Below are 19,990 nucleotides of genomic sequence, written 5' to 3' on the forward strand. Positions count from 1 at the left end.
AGTTGTAATTAATACAATTAAATAATGAAAAACATAAGATATAGCTACTGTTTCATACTATTCGCGTCGATTTTGATTTACGCTTGCAGTGCCGGTACTAAAAAAACATACACAATCAGCTCTCCGGGAAAAAACACCCAATTAGTTTTTGAATTAACTGCTTCAGGTCAGCCAGAATACAGCTTTACATCTAATGGAAAATCGGTTATCGAGCCTTCTTTAATGGGATTTGAATTTCAGGGCATCCAAAAAATGACGGATGGTTTTGAAGTGGTTTCCACCGAAGAAAAAGCAGCCGATGAAACTTGGGAACAGCCTTGGGGCGAATTCAAAAAAGTGAGAGATCACCACAACGAATTGATTGTTCATTTAAAAGAATCCAAAGGCGAAGAACGTTTGGTTGATATTATTTTCAGGGTTTTTGATGATGGAGTAGGTTTTCGATATTCTTTTCCGAAACAGCCACATTTAGGGAAAGTGAAAATTTCGAATGAAGTTACCCAATTCACTTTTAAATCGGATAATGATGTTTGGTGGATTCCGGTGCATCGAGAAAACAGTTATTACGAAAGCACGTACCGCAAAACGCCAATCAGCAAAACGGATACAATCAATACTCCGGCCACTTTTGAAACTAAAGAGAAATTGTATGTAGCCATTCACGAAGCCAATTTAACTGATTTTGCTTCAATGACGCTTTTAAAAACCAATGACAAGCAATATAAAAGTCAATTGGTTCCTTGGGCAGATGGTGTAAAAGTATATGCAGAAACGCCTTTTAAAACGCCGTGGAGAACAATCGTTGTTGGAAAAACGCCTGGTGATGTGGCAACTTCAACGATTATGCTGAATCTGAATGAGCCTTCAAAAATTGAAGACCTTTCGTGGATTACGCCATCAAAATATATTGGAATCTGGTGGGGAATGCATCTTGAAAAATACACTTGGGGACAAGGGCCAAAACATGGTGCAACAACCAAAAACACCAAAGAATATATTGATTTTGCTGCGAAAAATAATTTTGACGGAGTTCTTGTCGAAGGCTGGAACGAAGGCTGGGACGGCGATTGGACTGCCGATGGAAATGCTTTTAGTTTCGTAAAACCATATTCTGATTTCAATTTGGAAGAAATCACGAAATATGCGGCCATGAAAAATGTTCGTTTAATAGGTCATCATGAAACAGCCGGAGCGACAAAACATTATGAAAGTCAATTGGAAGACGCTTTTAAATTGTACAATAAAATGGGCGTAAATACGGTGAAAACAGGTTACGTAAATAAATATTTGGATAAAAAAGAATGGCATGACAGTCAGTACGGAGCGCGTCATTACAGAAAAGTAATGGAAACGGCAGCCAAATATCATATAATGATCGACAATCACGAACCGATAAAAGGAACAGGATTGCAGCGTACGTATCCAAACTTTATGTCTCAGGAAGGAGGAAGAGGTCAGGAATACAACGCCTGGTCGGTTGATGGTGGAAATACTCCCGAGCATCTAACAACTTTGCCTTTTACCAGAATGTTGTCAGGACCTTTTGATTATACACCTGGGAATTTCAATTTTGATTATAAAACGCCTTCGGGAGCAAAAGTGCAAACAACTTTGGCGAATCAACTGGCTTTGTACGTAGTTATTTTCAGTCCGTTGCAAATGGCTTCAGATTTACCTGAAAATTACGAAGGAAAACCTGAATTTCAATTTGTAAAAGAAGTGCCTTGCAATTGGTCAGAAACCAAAGTTTTAGACTCTAAAATAGGAGAATATACAACAGTTGTCCGTAAAGACTGGGACGAGAAAAATTGGTATTTAGGATCAATAACAAACAGTAATGCCAGAGATCTTAAAGTGCCATTGTCATTTTTAGATACCGGAAAAGAGTACGAAGCCGAAATTTATGCTGATGGAGCAGGAGCAAATTATAAAACCAATCCGTATCCGGTACAAATTTCAAAACAAAAAGTAAACAGTAAAACAGTATTAGATATCAAACTCGCAGCTGGTGGAGGAACAGCTATAAAATTCGCTCCAATAGTTAAATGAGTTAGTTGAGTTTATTTTAGTTTAAGTTAAGTTAAGTTTGAGTTGATGAACCCGATATCTTTTGAGGATGTCGGGTTTGTTATTTTTTTTACCATATAAGGCGATATAAGTCCATTTTATTTGGATTGAAGAATGCTTACTTTTTTTAATCATATAAGTTATGTTTTTCAATTGTAACTCAAGAATAATATTTTAAACTATAAAAGTCATATAAGTTTTACTCCATTAAATGAACTTATATGACTTATATGGTGGAAAATAAGTTTACTATTTTACTTTTTAACAAACGAAATATGGTCTCCAAAAGTATAAGTTGCAGTTAAAGTTGGCCCGTTGTAGCCCCATTTAAAGTATCCGTTCAGTTTTTCTTTCTCCACATCGACATCAACGAATAAACCGGTATATCCTGCTGTTAAACTAAAGTTTTTGTACACATTGTATAAAAGAGAAAGGTTAAAACTCGTAAGTTTTCCGTCAATATCATTTACTTTAAGTGCGAAATAGTTAGCGTTTGCATATAATCCAAATTTTTTGCCAAGTACAAAATCTCCAAAAATTCCAACATCAGGCAATGGAGCAGTAAAGTTAAAACTATCATTATATTCGGCTTGCGCAGTAGTTCCCTCAAATTTTAATCCAATATCTCCCAATAAGATATGTGCACCAATTAAAAGACCTACTTCATATTTTGGTTTCGAAAGAAATGCATAACTATACGTGACGCGAAGAATCTGGTTGTCCATAAGAGCAGATACCCTTGTATTTACATGATAAGTGTTGTCACCAAATTCAATATCGCGTTCAAGGACTTTTGAGGAAGTTCTTCTAAGGTAAAAATATTCAAAACCTGCTCTGGACCTTCTGGAAATTCTCCATTCAAATGTCCCCATAAATGAAGCCGTATTTCTTTTGAATCCCAAATCATTTTCAAAATCAATTTCAGTTCCAAAACTACCATCATTTTTTCCAACTTCTACCTGAGTGTTGTTAACGGGGAAAAAACCTCCGGCAGTAAATTTGAATCGACGTGCATGCCACGGTAATTCTTCGGCATTATAATCCTGATCTAAATCTGACTCTGAATCACTCTGTAAGGCAGGTAAAGTATTCTCGCTGGAGATTTCAGCAGTCGTCTGGGCATTTGCTGAAAACCAAAAAAGGGAAATAATCAATAAGGAAAATAGGTTTTTCATGAGATTTATTATTAAATTTTGGTGGATAATTTTAACAATTAAAGTTAACAAAAAAAATCATTCATTTCTTTTTTTATTTATTTTATTACTGATAATTCTTCTGGTTATCAGATGTATATAGATTTTGTTAAAAATAGTTGACATGTCACTCTTTTTTGTAACTTTGCACCATGATACAAGTAAAAACAGATTCAGAACCATTAAATAGAGCTTTTAGCGCTGAAATTGGAGACAGTTTTTTATTTCAGATTCACCGAATTAAAAAGGCTCTTTTTCGTCGTACAAATGCCTTAATGAGCGAGGCTGGAATTACGCTGCAGTTAGAACAATTGCCGTTAATTATGATTTTGCAGCATAAAGAATTATCGCAAAGAGAACTTTCTGATAAAACCATGCGTGATAAATCGTCTATTTTAAGAAGTATTAATGCGCTGGAAAAAAAGGATTTATTAATAGTCAGAAAAGATAAAACCGATAGGCGAAAAAACGTTGTAAGCCTTACGGCAGAAGGAATTTCTGTGGCTAAAAACATTCGCTCTTTAATGAAAAAATCTGAAGATGAGGTGCTTTCTGTTTTTACGCCACAAGAAAGAGTAGATGCTTTAGATACAATTAGAAGTTATGCCGACAGATTAGATCAGGCTTAATTTTTTTTGACGATTAAAGGTTGATATGTCAACTTTTGGAGCGTGTTGACGAATAAGTAAAGAAGATAGAAGAAAGAGCAAAGAAGAAAGAAAAATTGCTACAGCTTAAAAAGATTTTTCTTTCGGAAAGCTTTGTAATCAGTGGTAAAAAAATAAATTATAAAATAAAAAAATGAATAAAAAAGAATTATTAGAAGGACCCATATTATCGTCATTACTAAAATTGGCCGTGCCTATTATGATCGCTAATCTTTTGCAGGCGGCTTACCAATTGGTAGATGCTTTTTGGGTAGGGCGTTTGGGCGGAGATGCCGTTGCAGCAGTTTCTGTGAGTACACCGGTTATATTTTTAACGATTGCTTTAGGAACTGGTCTTGCCATTGCAGGATCGATTTTAATTGCACAATATTTTGGTGCCGGACAGCAGGAAATGGTCAATCACGTCGCGGCGCAGACTTTGTTGATGGTGATTACCGTTTCGGTAGTTTTGTCGATTATTGGGTATTGGCTGAGCCCGTATTTTTTGCAGGTGCTTAATGTAACGCCACAAGTTTACAGCGATGCATTGGGCTTTATGCGTGTAGCGTTTATTGGTCTGGTGTTTAGTTTTAGTTTTATGATTTTCCAATCGGTGATGCGTGGGGTTGGGCGTGTGACTTTGCCAGTTTACATCGTTTTAGGAACTGTGATTCTGAATTTCGCTCTGGATCCGTTGTTTATTTTTGGATGGAATTTTATTCCGGCAATGGGCGTGAAAGGGGCTGCCTTAGCAACTTTATCGACTCAGAGTCTGGCGATTGTTATTGGATTTTTTATTCTTTTCAGAGGAAAACATGGTATTCACTTACAGCTAAAAGATTTTAAACCCGATTATAAACATATTAAAAAGGCTTTTAAAATTGGTTTCCCATCTTCAATTGAGCAATCAATGCGTGCGATCGGAATGATGGCGATTACTTTTTTGATTGTGCATTTCGGAACTACAACTGTTGCCTCGTACGGAGCGGGTTCTAATTTGATTCAGCTGATTTTGATTCCGGCGCTTGGACTTTCTATGGCTATCGCGACATTAGTAGGGCAAAATATTGGGGCAGGAAATATTGCCCGCGCAGCTCAAATCGGGAAATTAGGTGGTTACTTAGGTTTCGGTTTATTAAGCGGACTGGGGATTATTGCTTACATTTTTGCGCCGTACTTAATTGCTTTTTTCGTTCCGAATGATCAGGCGGTTATCGAAGGCGGAACTCAACTTTTAAGGATTACGTGTCTGTCATGGGGATTTCTTGGATTGCAGCTTTGTTTGACAGGAGTTTTCAGGGCAGTTGGAAATACTACGTTGCCGATGATTCTGACTTTGGTTTCGCAATGGGTGATTCAGTTTCCGTTAGCTTATATTTTATCGCATAATACTTCACTTGGTAAAATCGGAATCTGGTGGGCGTTTCCTATTTCGTCTGTCTTGACAGGATTGATTACTTTGATTATTTACGCCAAAGGCGATTGGAAAAAAGAACGCTTAACCGGAAAAACGAATAAATTGATTGATAAGGTGGAGAAAGAGATTGTTAAGGAAGGATTTGAGAGTGTAAAATAGTTTTTTTGAAGGTGCAAAGGCTCAAAGAAACAAAGGTTCAGAGGTTTTTTCTCAAAGTATATTGTAGAGGCGCACGGCAGTGCGTCTTTTTTTTGTTCAAAGGTTTTTTTCTCGAAGTATATCGTAGAGGCGCACAGCAGTGCGTCTTTTTTTGAAGGTTCATAGGTTCATAGGTTCATAGGTTCATAGGTTCATAGGTTCATAGGAGCAATCCCGAAGCTTCGGGACAGAGGTTTTTTTCTCGAAGTATATTGTAGAGACGCACAGCAGTGCGTCTTTTTTTGAAGTTTCATAGGTTCATAGGAGCAATCCCGAAGTTTCGGGACAGAGGTTTTTTTCTCGAAGTATATTGTAGAGGCGCACGGCAGTGCGTCTTTTTTTTGTTCAAAGGTTTTTTTCTCGAAGTATATCGTAGAGGCGCACAGCAGTGCGTCTTTTTTTGAAGGTTCATAGGTTCATAGGTTCATAGGAGCAATCCCGAAGCTTCGGGACAGAGGTTTTTTTCTCGAAGTATATCGTAGAGGCGCACAGCAGTGCGTCTTTTTTTTGTTAATCAAATTTTGAAATGATAAAATAACGATTGGTTTTATGAATACGGTATTGCGTGAGGGATAGGAGCAGGCTACCGAAGTAGCGCGGATAGCCCGACAGCATTCAAGAAAAGGCCCAATGAACGCAATGATCATTGGGGCTTTTTTTGAATGGTGGCACGCCCAAATATTTAAAATTTCAATAAAAGAAATTCCAAATTCCAAACTTTTAAAGTTGGGATTTGGAATTTTAAAAATTTGGAATTTCACATTTAAACTCTATTATAATCGGCTTTCCAATGAACGATTGCTTTTTTTATGGAATCGCCTGGTAAACTGTTTTTTATGGTGTCTTCGATAAGCGGAATTAGTTCATTATCTGGGGCAAATCGGAGAGCAAAAATTTGGTCGTCGGTTAATTTATATTCGAATTCTTCAAACCTTTTTCCGGTTAGGGTAAAATAACGGTAGCGAAGTTCTAATCTGACAATTCGGTTTTGCAGCGTTAGTGCATAATGTTGGCGCAACATGAAGGCTAAATAAAACAAAAAGATGAAGCAAACACTTATAAATGACCAAATTAATGGTTCATTTGTGGTAAAAGCGAAATAGATGCTGCCAAATAGAAAAACAGCCAGAACGGGATAATAAATAAAATGATGTGGAGGGTAAAAACGTATATGATTGTAATAAGTTTGAATTTTCATAATATTTTTAGGTTTAAAGTTAAAAAAAGAAAAGCTACCCTAATACTAGAATAGCTTTTTTCTCAAAAATAAACTAACATAACCAATGTTTCTTATATTGTAAATCCGCAGAATATCTTTTGGAGTTTTCTTAGTAATATCTATATTTTCAAAAAGCCTCAACAGCTTGTAAATCATTTTGTAAATGGCTTACTGTCCTGATGTAAAATTAGAAAAATAGGACATGCTGTGTGTTATATTTTATATGGATTTTGTTATATGATTTCAATCTGTTGAGTTATGAGTTATGAGTTATGAGTGTTGCTAAAATCCTGGTCCACAATTAACCACTTACTCTTGCATCTTGCTTCTTGTCTCTTGCATTTAAGCTACAGCCTATTGCCTACTGCCTATGGCGACTTGCCATTCCTCTAATTTCGACTGATAATTTTTGCTGGCATTGGCCGGGCTGGTTGATGGTAGGGTGATGAGGTGATATTCTTTTTTGAGATGCACATATTTCTTAAAAAATGCGGCAGCTTTCTGCCCATTGAAGAGGATTGCTTTTATGTTTGGGTGTGCTGCCAAAAACGTTTCGAAATCATTTGCGATTTCATTTTTTATGGCACTGTCTAAACTCCCAATGCGATCGCAAAATTGGAGTACATCCCAAACTGCAATATTATTTTTTTGCAGAAGTGCTTTTCTGGTTTGATAGTCATTCGAGAAATCTTCTTTTAAAATATGAAACATAAATTTCCAAAAATTATTTTGATTGTGTCCATAATATTGATTCAGTTCTAACGATTTTGTTCCCGGCATTGTACCCAGAATCAAAATGTTAGCCTCTTGTGAAGCGATTGGCGCGAATGAAAAACTTTTCATATTTTTATATTAATTTGGTTTTAATCTGAAATATTATCTGTTAAAATAATCATTTATAGGTAATTATAAAACAAAAACAAAAAATTATATAACATTTTTTGCTGTTCTGTAAACGAACTTTGAACCGTAGATTTTAAGAATTCAGCTACTTACTATGAATTCATTTTTATTAGAAATCTTTTAACGTAGAATCTCAATTTTAATTACAGGCAAAATGAAAACAGTTACTATTAATACAGAAAAAATTAATGCTATTTTTGATCAGTTACACTCTAATTTTGGAGGAAAGATAACGTCTGATTTAGATGAATTAACTTTAGAGGTTAATAATAGTACCGCGAAAGGATCTGTAGTTGGAGCTTCTTTTAATGATAACATCTCGTATGTACAATTCGACATGAGCTTTGCTGTTGATGTTAGAATTGATATTACAAACATACAATCGTCACCTATTTATTTTGCATATTGTTCTAAAGGAAATCTTACGCATAGTTTTGGGGTTACAGGCGACGAAAGACAATTTAAAACCTTTCAGACTGCAATTGTGACTTCAAAAGAAAATCAGGAAAATGTTTTATTTTTTGAAAAAGACTGTAAAACTAAATTTACCTTGATTATCGTAGGAACAGAAAACCAACTTCAGGAAGCTGATACTTCATTAAGCAACAAAGTACAAGAGACTTTTTTTGAAAATAATAATGCTGAGGACTTCTTTTATTTAGGATCTTACAACCTGCAAATTGCAGAGAAAATAGAACAATTAAATGCTGTAACCCAAACCGGAATTGTTAGAAAATTACTTAAAGAAGGCATTTTAAGAATTATACTGGCAATGGAAATTCAGCAACATTCTGATGATTTAAATGCTTTTTCAAGAGATACAAATTGCTTGACCTTAAGAGAAATGGAAGAAATCAAAGAACTTTCAGAATTCATAAAAAATTCTCCGGAAGAGCCATTTACAATTAAATCTTTAAGCAAAAAATCAGGTTTGTCACCAAATAAATTACAAGAGGGTTTTAAAATGATTCACAACCGTACTGTAAACGATTATATCACACATATGAGAGTTTTAAAAGCGGAACTTCTAATAAGAACATCCGACTTAAATATCTCAGAGATTGTATATTGCATTGGTTTTACAAGTAGAAGTTACTTCTCAAAAATCTTCAAACAAAAATTCAATTGCAGCCCAAAAGAATATAAATTTAATTTGAATCCACTTGCAATTACTGCGTAATTGCAGGTTCAAAGGGGCAGAGGTTCAAAGGGACAGAGGTTTTCTTGTAGGGGCGTGCTGCAGTGCGTGTCGGCATGGGTTAGACGCACTGCTGTGCGCCTCTACGGTTTATCTTTGAGATTATTATTTTATTTATTCCATTGCAACAAAACCTTTACCCCTTTGAACCTTTGCAATTCTCAACCTTAAAAAGTTAGCCGCACTGCTGTGTGCCCCTACGGGAAAACCTTTGTCCCTTTGAACCTATGCACCTTTGAACCTCAAAAAAAATCACCTTCCAAACCTATAATTCTCCAAATCCTGATTCTTTTTATTGTTGATCGAATCCAGAATTGAATTCATTCCTACGATACTGAAAGTTATTCCGTTACCTCCAAATCCTAATACATAATGTTCGTTTTTGTTTGGGTTTGGTTTGCCGAAATAAGGTAATCCATCTTGTGTTTCACCAAAAGTTCCGGCCCAGGAATAATCTATTTTGAAGTTTATTTCAGGGAATTTTTTGTAGAATTGCCTTAAAAGAAATTGCTCTTTTTTAGGCAAAAGTTTATCTCTTCGTTTCGGGTCTTTAAAATCTTCATCTCCGCCGCCCATAATGATTCGATTGTCTGCCGTAGCACGAAAATAAAAATAGGGCGTCGCAGTATCCCAGAAAATGGCATTTTTAAAAGAATGTGGTAATTCCGGCAAAGCTTCAGAAGCAATGACATACGTACTTTTAAGATCTACAACTTTTTCGGTAAGGGTTTCGGTACTTTCATATCCACTGCAATGTATGATATGGTTTGCCGTAATGAGATGCCTGTTTTCGGTATGTGCGATTAGTTTTTTTGTTTGATTGTGGATGGAGGTAATATTAGTACGGTCAAAAATCTGCATTCCTTTTTGCTGACAATAATGGAGTAAATCATTGGCCAACCGATACGGATCTACCACTGCGGCCGTTTGAGATTCTATTGCAGCCATGGCGTTTAATCCCATTTTTTTGAGGTCTGATTTTTCAAGCCAGTTCACATTAAATCCGTGTTGTTTTCGGGTCTTGAACTCGTGTTTTAAAAACGGAATATCTTTTTGAAAAGAAGCGTAATAAATGCTTTTTTTGAATTCGAACTGGCAATCGCTTTTTATAGTTTCGACGATAATACGCAAGTCAAAAATGGCTTGCTTCCCTTTTTTATAACTGTCAACAGCGCAGTCTAAACCTCTTATTTTGATAAGTTCATGTAATGAGATGTCAATTTCGTATTGAAGTAATGCAGTACTCGCTGCAGTGCTTCCGTTGCAGATGTCACGACGATCTACAAGCACAATTTTCTTTCCTTCGTTTATCAATTTGTAGGCGATTAATGCGCCTGTAATTCCGCCTCCAATAATAAGAATCTCAGTATTGATATCCTGATCTATTGACGGATAACTATACCTCATGGCGCTTTTTAAAGGCCAGAAAGTTTCTGTTGAGCGCAGTTTCATTTTTTAGTAATCTTTTTTTCAGCTGAAGCAGGTTTAGCAGATTTAACACCTTTTGCAGTTTTAGCTGTTTTAGCAGCTTTATCAAAGGCTTTGATTTTGTTTCTGTTTTTATCTTTTCTTTCATGCTGATCTTGTGCTTCGCCAATGGAATGTGATGTTCTGATACTTTCATCTTTCTTGGCTAATTCACTAAGTCTTTGATAATATTTTTGCACAATAATCATCTCTTCTTCAGTCATGCTTTCAATATCCACTAAACTATTGCTTGAATATTTATTTGAAGCTACTAATTCGTTTAATTTCAATTGAATAGCAAGTGAATCTTTGTTTTGTGCTTTCTGAATTAAGAACACCATCAGGAAAGTAATAATAGTTGTTCCGGTATTAATTACCAATTGCCAGGTTTCAGAATAGTCGAAAATGGGGCCTGATACTGCCCAGGCAACTACAATCAAAAATGCACCAATGAAAGCGGACGTACTCCCGGCTGCTTTAGAAACATGAGTAGCAAATTTTTCGAAGGCACTATTGCCTTTAGGTTTTTTATTTTCCATTTTTGGTTTAACTTTTTTGTTTACTTACTTTTTCTTCTTTGATGACTTTATTGTTTTTTTCATCGTAAACGGCATCGTATATTTTTTGCCCGGTTTTACTGAAAATTTTAATTTTTGGATCTTCATGTGTTCCGGTAATTACAATTGGAAAACCTACAATTCCGAAAGGAGGAAGCCCCAATCGCATTCGTAAGTCCAATAATCCATCGAAACTCGTTGTCCCTTTAATGGTTGGTCTGAAACTAGCCACACTAAAAGTAAAAGGTTCAATATGAATTAAATTATTATCGATTGTCGATACTATTTCAATACCTTTCAAATCCGGATTATCCAAACCTTTTTGACCGGTTTGAGAACTGATTCCGTCAAATAATTTCAACCCCTTAATTTGAACATCACGAAGGTTTAAAGTTCCGCCACCTTCAAGAGATTCATAAATTGGTCCCATATTTCCGTTTAAATCTCCTCTAACGGTATAATCCACAGAAATGATTCCATGTGCTTTTTCGGCAACAGTAACCATGTCATGAAACATCGGAATTTCTTTGTAGGCTCTTTGCACACTGAAATCTTTGGCTGTAAAATGCGCTGCAAAATGGGCAGATGTTGGTGTTTCGTCTTTGTAAGTGGCATCGATTCCCAAAATACAATCTATGATGTCAAAAGTCGTATTTTCTAAAAAGAAACCACCTTTTGCGACACCTGCTTTACCCGATAATTTATTTAAAACCAATCCTTTGTATTCTACTTTATCTGCATTTGCGTTAAGTGACACGTTTAAGTTTTTCGGAATGATTACAACTCCGCTCATTTTTGGATGATCTTCTTTGGCATATTCCACTTCAAGATTTCGATCTGTATTTTCGCCTTTTTCAAGCGCCATAAATTCATCAACATTTATCAGTTTCGATTTCATATTAAAACTTCCGTTTAATGTTCCGTGTGATTCTAAGAAATAATTGATTGTATTTAGCAGATATCCATTAATATCAAAATCAGATTTTCCATAAGAAGCATAAAATTTTTCAAACCACATTTTCTCGTTCTGAAAACGAAAATTCCCTTGTTTTATATAAAACGCTTTAGGGAAAAGTTCAGATGTTGCCTTTATATTTCTAAGGAGAATTGTCCCGTGATTATCCAGTTTATCATATTGTCCGTTGGTTGCATAACTTTGTTTTCCTTTTAGCGAAAGATCGGCTTTGGCATAACCAGTCACGTCAACGCCTTTTCGGGAGAAAACCTGATAAATTCTTCCAACATTCAATTCTCCTTTAATTTTAGCATTATAAGCCAGATCACCAAAGTCCGAAAGTGTGGCGTTGACATACATCGGATTTCCTTCAAAAACAAACGACGCAGGAGCTACTGCAATAATCAAATCCTTATATGTTCCAGCTTTATTGAGTATATTGGCTATAAAAGTAATATTGGTGATTGGGTTAGGATAAGAGTCGGTTTTTAGCCAGCCATTGCGCAAAGAAATTCCGCCAATGGTTTTCGGAAATAGTTTTTTTGAAGTACTAAAAACACCTCGTGCCTGAATATCGGTTTTTAAAAGCCCTTTTAATTCAATCGTATTTAGACCTATGGCAGCATCAACTACGGCAAGATCTAACGCACCTTTGACACTTGCATTCATGGTCATTTCACTAAAACCTTTACTATGTAAATAGGCATTGAAATAATCTTTTTCGCCCACTTTAAATCGGAGTGTTCTTAGGTTTATCAATAATTTTTCAACATCCAGTGAAGGCATCATGGCGTTCAAATCCATCTGAAAATCGGTCAACGGAACTGGAGCATTTTGATAATTTATAGCTCCATCGCTAATTTTTAAGTTGAAAGCCAAATTCGGTTTTTCTTTTTTCTGCACATTATAATTTCCTCTGATAGAAAAGACCAAATCGCTTCTTCCTGAAAGTTCGGTTTCATCCATCCAGGTTAAATATTCCGGAGGCATTACAGAAAATAAATCTTTCACGGTTGTATTTTCAGAAGCTGCCTTGATGTTTACTTTATAACCATCTCTCAGAATCGTAAATAAACCGGTAAATTTTAAAGGTAATTTATTGATGTGCAATTCATTTTTTTGAAGAATGAACGAAAGTGCATGCGTATTAATTCGGGTAATTAAATCGGCCTGAACTTCTTTTTTTCTTAGATAGGCAGTTTTTTTATAGTAAAAATCAACATTATCAATTTTAGCGTTGGTACTCAAGTCAAAAATATCTTCGCTTAAATTTCCTTTTCCAACATAATTGAAACCTTTTGCATCAATTAAAATCTTAGCAGAACGATCGTTGTATTTTACATGGCAATCGTCCAGGTCAATACGTTCTAATCGAATCGCAGTTCCTTCATCTGGCTTGTCTTCTTCTTTTAAGTTTTTCTCTTTTGGATCGTCGGGCGAAATATAAATGTTGTAATTGGCTTGTCCTTTCTGGTTCACCATAACATTAATCATTGCTTTTGAAATATATAGTTTATTGATTTTAACTTCCTGATCAAAAAGCAGTCTTTTTAAATTAATTCCAAATGCAACCTGCTCTGCTTTAATCAAAGTATCATTTCTAAATGGCGCAGAACCAGTCATTGACAAATCATCAAGCGAAACAGTTAAGGATGGAAAATGAGTAAAAAAGGATAATCTGGATTTTGTAAAATCCAATTTTGTATCTAAACGTTCGTTGGCAATTTTTTTTACTTCCGATGCAACAGTTCCAGGAAATAGAAGCGGAATCAAAAAAAGTAATAGCAAGATACTTGCTATTACTATTCCCGTTATTTTTAGGATTTTAAGGCTTATATTTTTATAGGAAGTTTTCATAATTTTAAAATTTTCGTAATCCTATATTTTGGAATACTTATTTTAAACATTGATTTTTTTTAAACATATAGAAACATAGTTTTTGAAGATGTTAATAAGACATTTCATTATTTAAAAAACTCATAATATGCTATGTGTTAGAAACAAGTTTCTTTAAAAAACTGCCTTTAAGAACCTATAAAACCTATGTTTCTATGTGTTTAAAAAATTAAGATTTTGCTTTTTCAGCCTGCGCTGTTTTCGCATCTTCTTGTTTCTGTTTTTCTTCTTTGGCTTTCTCTTCTTTTGCCTTTTCTTCTTTTTCTTTAGCTTCTTTAGCGGCTTTTTCCTGGTCTTCTTTTTTCTCTTTCGCTTCTTCAGCCTTTTTTTCTTTTTCTTTTTCCTTTTTCTTGAAATAACCTTTAAACAAGAAATTACTTTTTGCCGCTTCCATATTTTCACTGAAACCTTTAGTTCCTGATTCTAAATTTGAAAGCGTATTCGAAACACTTTTTGCCATTTTATCATCACGTACCAATCTTGCCAGAGCTCCGTTTCCGTTATTCATACTATGGCTAAAAATGGCTAATTCTTCAGAAATTACGCCAACATTATCCATGCTTTTTTTAACGCTTTTCATAATGTCGTTCATTTCTATTCCTTTAAGTGAGGCCAATTCTCCACCATTTTCAATAACTTTCGTCGACTTCACACCTGGAGAAATAGTCAGTACTTTATCGCCCATTAATCCGTCAGAACCAATACTGGTACGGGCATCTGTTTTAATAAATTCACGAACTTCATCTTTGATAACCATAGCCACAACAACCGAAGAATCGTTTATTAATCTTATTTCTTCGACAGTACCGATGTTGATTCCTGAAAATCGTACATTATTTCCAACCTCTAATCCACTGACATTTTTAAAGTTTGATGTGATGTGGAATGTTGACCCAAAAAGGTTTTTTTGTTTCCCAATAAAATAGACCGCCATTATAAAAAGGAGCAGTCCTATTGTTACAAACATTCCTAATTTCCAAGTATATCCAGATTGTTTATCCATGATTTCCAATTATTTGTTTTTCGTTTTATTCAAAGAAAGAGCGAACCCATTCGTCTTCGTTTTTTTCTAGTTCTTCGTAAGTTCCTTCTGCGTGAATTACACCATCTTTCAAAACCATAATTCGGTCAGCGGTTAATTTCGCACAAGCCATATCGTGTGTAATAATTATCGATGTTGTTTTTTGTTTATGTTTGATATCTAAGATTAATTCGCTGATTTCTCTTGATGTTATCGTGTCTAATCCTGTTGTTGGTTCATCATAAAGAATGATTTCCGGTTTAAGGATTAAAGTTCTGGCCAGGCCAATTCTTTTCTGCATTCCGCCGGATAATTCCGCTGGCATTTTTTCGATTGCATCTGCCAAACCAACACTGTCTAACGCTTCCACAACTTCATGTTCAACTTCATCCGCTGTTAATTCAGGTTTGTGTTTTTTTAGGGTAAAAGCTAAATTTTCACGTACCGACATTGAATCGTATAAAGCACCACTTTGAAACAAAAAGCCAATACGGACTCTGATTTCGTTTAGTTCCGATTTTTTGAGATTTAAAACATTTTCATCAAATACTTTAATTTCGCCTTTATCTGGTTCAATCAAGCCAACAATACATTTGATCGTAACTGATTTTCCAGAACCGGAGCGGCCTAAAATCACTAAATCTTCACCTTTATTTACCGTCAGATTTACACCCTGCAAAACTTTATTGTCTTTGCCAAAAGTTTTATGCAAATCCTTAATCTCAATCATGGGAGTCTTCGGGTCCTTAGCTTTTTCTTTTATTTTAGGTTCTATATTTTCTTTCTCTTTAATCATTGTACAAAGAATAAATCGGTTATTTGAACTGCGACCATATCAAGTATAAAAATGGATAAAGATGCCGTGACCACTGCAGAATTTGCTGCTTTACCAACACTTTCTGTACCATTCGAAGCATTAAAACCTTTAAAACATCCAATCATTCCAATAAAAAAACCAAAGAAGAATGTCTTGATTGTTGCCGGAATAAGATCCAGAAATTCCAGTGACTGAATAATTTGCGACATATAGCGGTAAAAATTTACATCACCGTGAATATTAACTCCGATATAACCCCCAAAAATACCTATCGCATCAGCAAAAAATACCAAAAGAGGTACCATCAGCGTACAGGCTAAAATTCGTGTTACTACTAAATAATTGTACGGATTTATGGCTGATACTTCCATAGCATCAATTTGTTCCGTTACTTTCATGGAACCTAATTCGGCACCAATTCCGGACGAAATTTTCCCTGCGCATATCAAAGCCGTAATTACAGGCGCAATCTCACGTATAAGTGATAGTGCGACCATTCCCGGCAACCAGGATTCGGCTCCAAATTGTACCAAAGTTGGTCTGGACTGAAGCGTCAAAACCAGCCCCATAATAAAGCCGGTAATAGCTACCAATGGCAATGATTTATAGCCAATAACATAACATTGTTTCAAGAACTCTTTTGCTTCATAAGGCGGAATAAAAACCTCCTTAAAAAATTGTTTTGCAAACAATGTTGCATTTCCTATCTCGGTGAATGTATTTTTTATTGAGAGAATCAAAATACTTTGTTTTAGGTTATTAAATCGGAAATAAATTCTGAAAATCAACTTGTTAGAAAAGTTGCTTAACCATCATTTACAAGTATTAAAATTACTTTAGAAGTGCTTGAATTATATTACACAACTTTTTTGGAAGTTTATATAATTAACATTGAATCAACACAATAATATTTCAATTATGTCGTTACAGCCAAATTGAAAACAAAAAATCCCTTTTTATTCAAAAGGGATTTTCCGGGTTGTAATAATTTTGGCCAGTCTTATATAGATTTGCAATTTATGAATTAATTGCTATTCCTGTTTTATGTTTCATTATTGGAATTACCTTAATTTCTGATAATTTTAGATTTTCCATTAATAATCGGGCAGTTAAATAACAAACCGTTGATTCAGCTCCTTGATTTAAGTTTACATTCTCTTTTTCAAGTCCGTCATAACCACCGCCGCTTATTGGGTTGTACATAATCTGATTTAAGTGGTTTTTACCTAAAAACCAGTTAAATGCCATTTTCATTTTGGCTTTATACTCCGGCGTACCAAATGCATTGTAAAATGAATTTAAAGTTTGAATGGTGTACGAAACATCAATAGGCTGTTCTCCGTATTCTTTTGGTTCTGTATCTCTGTGCAGCCAACCATTATTCGAAATCACTTTGAAGTTTTTATCGATAAACATTTTCGACATTAAAAAGTCAAGAGACTCGATCGCTACTTTTTTATAAATAGGTTTGTTGGTCACTAAATAAGCGTAAAGCATTGATTCAGGTAAAACTCCATTTCCATACGTCAGATAATTTTCAAACCATTTCCAGTCGCTGGAAGCATGAATCTCATAATTTGAAAGTAATTTGGCATTCAATTTATTGATAATCGCAGCTACATATAAGTTTGGAACTGCGGTGTGATACAAATAAAGACCTTTTGTTGCAAAGCCAATTGAACGTGGCGATTGAATCGTTTCGGCCCATTTTAAAGAATTCAATAAAACTTTTGCTGCTTTTTTAGAAATGGATTCCGGCAAAATATCTGTATGTGAAACCACAGTTCCTAATGCCCATAAAGCTCTTGCATTTGAATCTTCCAAATTTACTTCGGCATTTTGCTCAATATGCTCTCTGTTTTCCTGATCGACATAATTGATGAAATTTCCTTTTGGTTTTTGACAACGTTCAATGAAATCGAGATATATCAAAATATACGGTAAATCATCTTTGTCTTTTGTCAGTTTATAATGCATGCAAAAAGCAATTAAAGCTCTTGCATTATCATCTAAAGTGTAACCTGATTCGAGATCGGGAATCGAGATTTTACTGAACTGTATAATTCCTAAATCAGTGGTTAATTTTTTGATGTGTTTTAACTGAATTGAAGGATAACTGAATTTAATTTCAGATGTATTCTCCATTAAAGTTTTATAGGTATTCATGTGTGTAATCGCTACATTTTCCCAAGATGAGGCACGCATTTTTGTAAATGCATTGATTCCCATGTCTTCTCTTAAATTATCGTCATCAAGTAATTTTATTGTTTGCTCGGCAAATTGATTTACATCTCCGATATCAACCAAAATTCCACAATCTGAAGTTAAAACTTCTAAAGTATGCGGAATTTTTGAAGCCACCATTGGACAAGCACAACTCATTGCATAAGAAAAAGTACCACTTACAGCTTGGTTTGGATCTTTGGAAGTAAACAGATAAACATCAGTTGCTTTCAAATAATCTAAAAGCTCATTTGTATCTAAATATTGGTTGATAAAACGAACATTATTTTCTAGTTTTAAATCTTTAACAATGCCTTCCAATTTATCACGATAAGCATCTACACCATCAATAATCAAATTTGGATGTGTTTTTCCAATAATTAAATAAAGCACATTTGGTGTGTTTTCGATAATTTTTGGAAGTGCTTTTAAACCTGTTTCAATATTTTTTCCTTCACCCAAAAGTCCGAAAGTAGAAAGTACTTTTCTGTCCTGAATATCAAATTTTTGTTTGGCCTGATCAGGAGTTTCATAAATAACGATATGCGTTCCGTGTGGTACACAAGTAATAACTTCGTCTTTAATGTCGTAATCTCTCATCAAAATTTCTTTGGATTGATTTGTCATTACGAAAACGGAATTACTGTAAGAAAGCAATAATTTCACAAAGGTTTTCAATTCGTTATTCGGATTTTGAATAACAGAGTGAAAAGTATATGTGAGCGGTTTTTTGATGACATTTAAAAAGTCTAATAAATAATCACCATAATTCCCTCCAAATAAACCAAATTCATGCTGAATATGAACTAATTTCACCGATTTGTCAGCATTGATTTGTTCGGCAACTTTAGCATATTCTTCTTTGTTTTTCGTGTTTAAAGTAAATGCCTGTGTTGGATTTGCTTTTGGTTTATCAACCAATTCACAAATTTCGCAAGTAATAGATTTACCAAAAACATCTGTGATTCCTTTTATTGTATCCTGCGTATAAGTTGCTATACCACATTGTGTTGGAGGAAATGTAGATAGAAAAAGTATTTTTGATTTATTTGAGATCGTTTTCATGGGAAGTTTGTTTTAGTTCGTTTAATAAGTCTTTTAGGTTCATAGAGGCTACCGCGATTTTGTCGTCGGCGGCGCCGTAATAAATATATAAATGGTCGTCAAAAATGGCGGTTCCCGTGGGGAAAACAACATAATTTACATAACCGTGTCGTTCGTAATATTCAGATGGTGTTATTATTGGTTTTGTTAATCTTCCAATCACTTTCTGCGGATTTTCAAGATCTAATAAAACAGCGCAGGCGTGGTAAACCAAACCTTTTTCTCTTTTTTCTGCCGAATGGTAAATCAATAACCAGCCATCTGCAGTTTCTATTGGCGGAGCGCCCGGACCAATATGACTTGTTTCGTGATCATATTTAGGTTCTATTACAATATGATCGGGGAGGTTTTTCAAATATTCTTTCCAATATTCTGGAGTCAATTCACTTTTTTTCTCATACGAGAAAATTTGAATAGATGGAAATAATCGATGTAAACCCACAAATTTCCCATTTATTTTCTTCGGAAAAAGCACCACGTTTTTATCCCAAACCAATAAATGCTCTTTCATGGTTTCCGTCAATGGATAATTTCTGGCGGTGTTAACGGCCAATATTTTTGCAATACTGGGATTTTGTAAATGGTTTCTAATATGGTTTGTAAATTCATTCAGCATGAACTTTGGCGTTACAATTCCTTTCTTTTTAAACTTAATGAGATCTTTTGATGTTGCTAAAGCGCCACAAGCATTTATACCATCATAAGTTACATAAGTCATATAAAAAGTATCGTCGATTTTTGTGATTCGAGGATCTTCGACACCATGAATTTCATAGATATATTCCGGCACAAAAATAGGATCTGTATTTCTTTCCACTAAAGTTGTCGGCCCTTCAAAACGACAATAACCAATTGTAGAGAAGTTCCCTCTTTTAGCAGCCCTGTAAAACATATGAACCGTATTTCCGTCTTGATATACGGCTGGATTCAAAACGCCCAATTCTTCGAAATTACGTTCCGTTTTTTCTAAAATCACACCTAGTTTTGTAGCTGTTATACCTTGAGTTGCAGTTAATTCCATATCGCAATAAATTTATTTTTTAAAATTACTTCGGGAATGGAGGGGGCTTTAATCCAATCAATCAAAAAATTAACTCAAAAACTTTTA

General features: G+C 34.8%; 15 protein-coding genes. 4 read left to right on the top strand and 11 right to left on the bottom strand.

What is annotated here, in order from left to right; genetic code table 11:
- Positions 1-24: 24 nt before the first annotated feature.
- Positions 25-2,049 carry a glycoside hydrolase family 97 protein gene (locus J2X17_RS03955; RefSeq protein ID WP_310294896.1) on the top strand — a complete coding sequence of 675 codons (2,025 nt, stop codon included), beginning with the start codon at positions 25-27 and terminating at the stop codon, positions 2,047-2,049.
- A gap of 272 nt (positions 2,050-2,321) precedes the next feature.
- Here the strand turns inward: J2X17_RS03955 and J2X17_RS03960 are convergent, their stop codons facing one another.
- Positions 2,322-3,242 (bottom strand): hypothetical protein, encoded by a 921-nt coding sequence (locus J2X17_RS03960; protein WP_310294898.1) that lies wholly within the window; start codon positions 3,240-3,242, stop codon positions 2,322-2,324.
- Between the two features lie 170 nt (positions 3,243-3,412).
- Between J2X17_RS03960 and J2X17_RS03965 the strand changes: the two genes are divergently transcribed.
- Together J2X17_RS03965 and J2X17_RS03970 are read left to right on the top strand one after the other, a co-directional pair.
- Complete coding sequence (locus J2X17_RS03965; RefSeq protein ID WP_310294900.1) at positions 3,413-3,889, top strand: MarR family winged helix-turn-helix transcriptional regulator; 477 nt, start codon at positions 3,413-3,415, stop codon at positions 3,887-3,889.
- Positions 3,890-4,061: 172 nt separating this feature from the next.
- Positions 4,062-5,483, top strand: a complete 1,422-nt coding sequence (locus tag J2X17_RS03970; RefSeq protein WP_310294902.1) for an MATE family efflux transporter — start codon at positions 4,062-4,064, stop codon at positions 5,481-5,483.
- Positions 5,484-6,285: 802 nt separating this feature from the next.
- Here the strand turns inward: J2X17_RS03970 and J2X17_RS03975 are convergent.
- On the bottom strand, positions 6,286-6,720 hold the full coding sequence (locus J2X17_RS03975; RefSeq protein ID WP_310294904.1) for a DUF6526 family protein: 435 nt from the start codon (positions 6,718-6,720) through the stop codon (positions 6,286-6,288).
- A gap of 375 nt (positions 6,721-7,095) precedes the next feature.
- Positions 7,096-7,584: a DNA-deoxyinosine glycosylase gene (locus tag J2X17_RS03980; RefSeq protein WP_310294906.1), complete on the bottom strand. Its 489-nt coding sequence runs from the start codon at positions 7,582-7,584 to the stop codon at positions 7,096-7,098.
- 214 nt (positions 7,585-7,798) lie between these two features.
- Between J2X17_RS03980 and J2X17_RS03985 the strand changes: the two genes are divergently transcribed.
- Complete coding sequence (locus J2X17_RS03985; protein WP_310294908.1) at positions 7,799-8,824, top strand: helix-turn-helix domain-containing protein; 1,026 nt, start codon at positions 7,799-7,801, stop codon at positions 8,822-8,824.
- A 270-nt stretch (positions 8,825-9,094) separates the two neighbouring features.
- Here J2X17_RS03985 and J2X17_RS03990 read toward each other — a convergent pair whose 3' ends face one another.
- The 8 genes from J2X17_RS03990 to J2X17_RS04025 all read right to left on the bottom strand — a co-directional run bounded on the left by J2X17_RS03990 (position 9,095) and on the right by J2X17_RS04025 (position 19,903).
- Complete coding sequence (locus tag J2X17_RS03990) at positions 9,095-10,294, bottom strand: NAD(P)/FAD-dependent oxidoreductase (RefSeq protein WP_310294909.1); 1,200 nt, start codon at positions 10,292-10,294, stop codon at positions 9,095-9,097.
- Positions 10,291-10,848 (bottom strand): low affinity iron permease family protein, encoded by a 558-nt coding sequence (locus J2X17_RS03995; RefSeq protein ID WP_310294911.1) that lies wholly within the window; start codon positions 10,846-10,848, stop codon positions 10,291-10,293. Before J2X17_RS03995 ends, J2X17_RS03990 begins: the two co-directional genes overlap by 4 nt.
- Before the next feature lie 7 nt (positions 10,849-10,855).
- Positions 10,856-13,678 (bottom strand): AsmA family protein, encoded by a 2,823-nt coding sequence (locus tag J2X17_RS04000; protein WP_310294913.1) that lies wholly within the window; start codon positions 13,676-13,678, stop codon positions 10,856-10,858.
- A 208-nt stretch (positions 13,679-13,886) separates the two neighbouring features.
- A complete protein-coding gene (locus J2X17_RS04005) occupies positions 13,887-14,720 on the bottom strand; it encodes an MlaD family protein (RefSeq protein WP_310294915.1) in 834 nt (277 codons plus the stop codon).
- Positions 14,721-14,745: 25 nt separating this feature from the next.
- Entirely contained in the window at positions 14,746-15,534 is a 789-nt protein-coding gene (locus J2X17_RS04010; protein WP_310294917.1) for an ABC transporter ATP-binding protein, read from the bottom strand.
- Positions 15,531-16,295 (bottom strand): MlaE family ABC transporter permease, encoded by a 765-nt coding sequence (locus J2X17_RS04015; protein WP_310294918.1) that lies wholly within the window; start codon positions 16,293-16,295, stop codon positions 15,531-15,533. Before J2X17_RS04015 ends, J2X17_RS04010 begins: the two co-directional genes overlap by 4 nt.
- Before the next feature lie 277 nt (positions 16,296-16,572).
- Positions 16,573-18,843, bottom strand: coding sequence for a glycosyltransferase (locus J2X17_RS04020; protein WP_310294920.1), 2,271 nt, complete (start codon positions 18,841-18,843; stop codon positions 16,573-16,575).
- Positions 18,824-19,903 (bottom strand): glycoside hydrolase family 130 protein, encoded by a 1,080-nt coding sequence (locus J2X17_RS04025; protein WP_310294921.1) that lies wholly within the window; start codon positions 19,901-19,903, stop codon positions 18,824-18,826. Before J2X17_RS04025 ends, J2X17_RS04020 begins: the two co-directional genes overlap by 20 nt.
- Between the last annotated feature and the right edge of the window lie 87 nt (positions 19,904-19,990).

The organism is Flavobacterium aquidurense, from assembly GCF_031458035.1.
Classification (GTDB): domain Bacteria; phylum Bacteroidota; class Bacteroidia; order Flavobacteriales; family Flavobacteriaceae; genus Flavobacterium; species Flavobacterium aquidurense_C.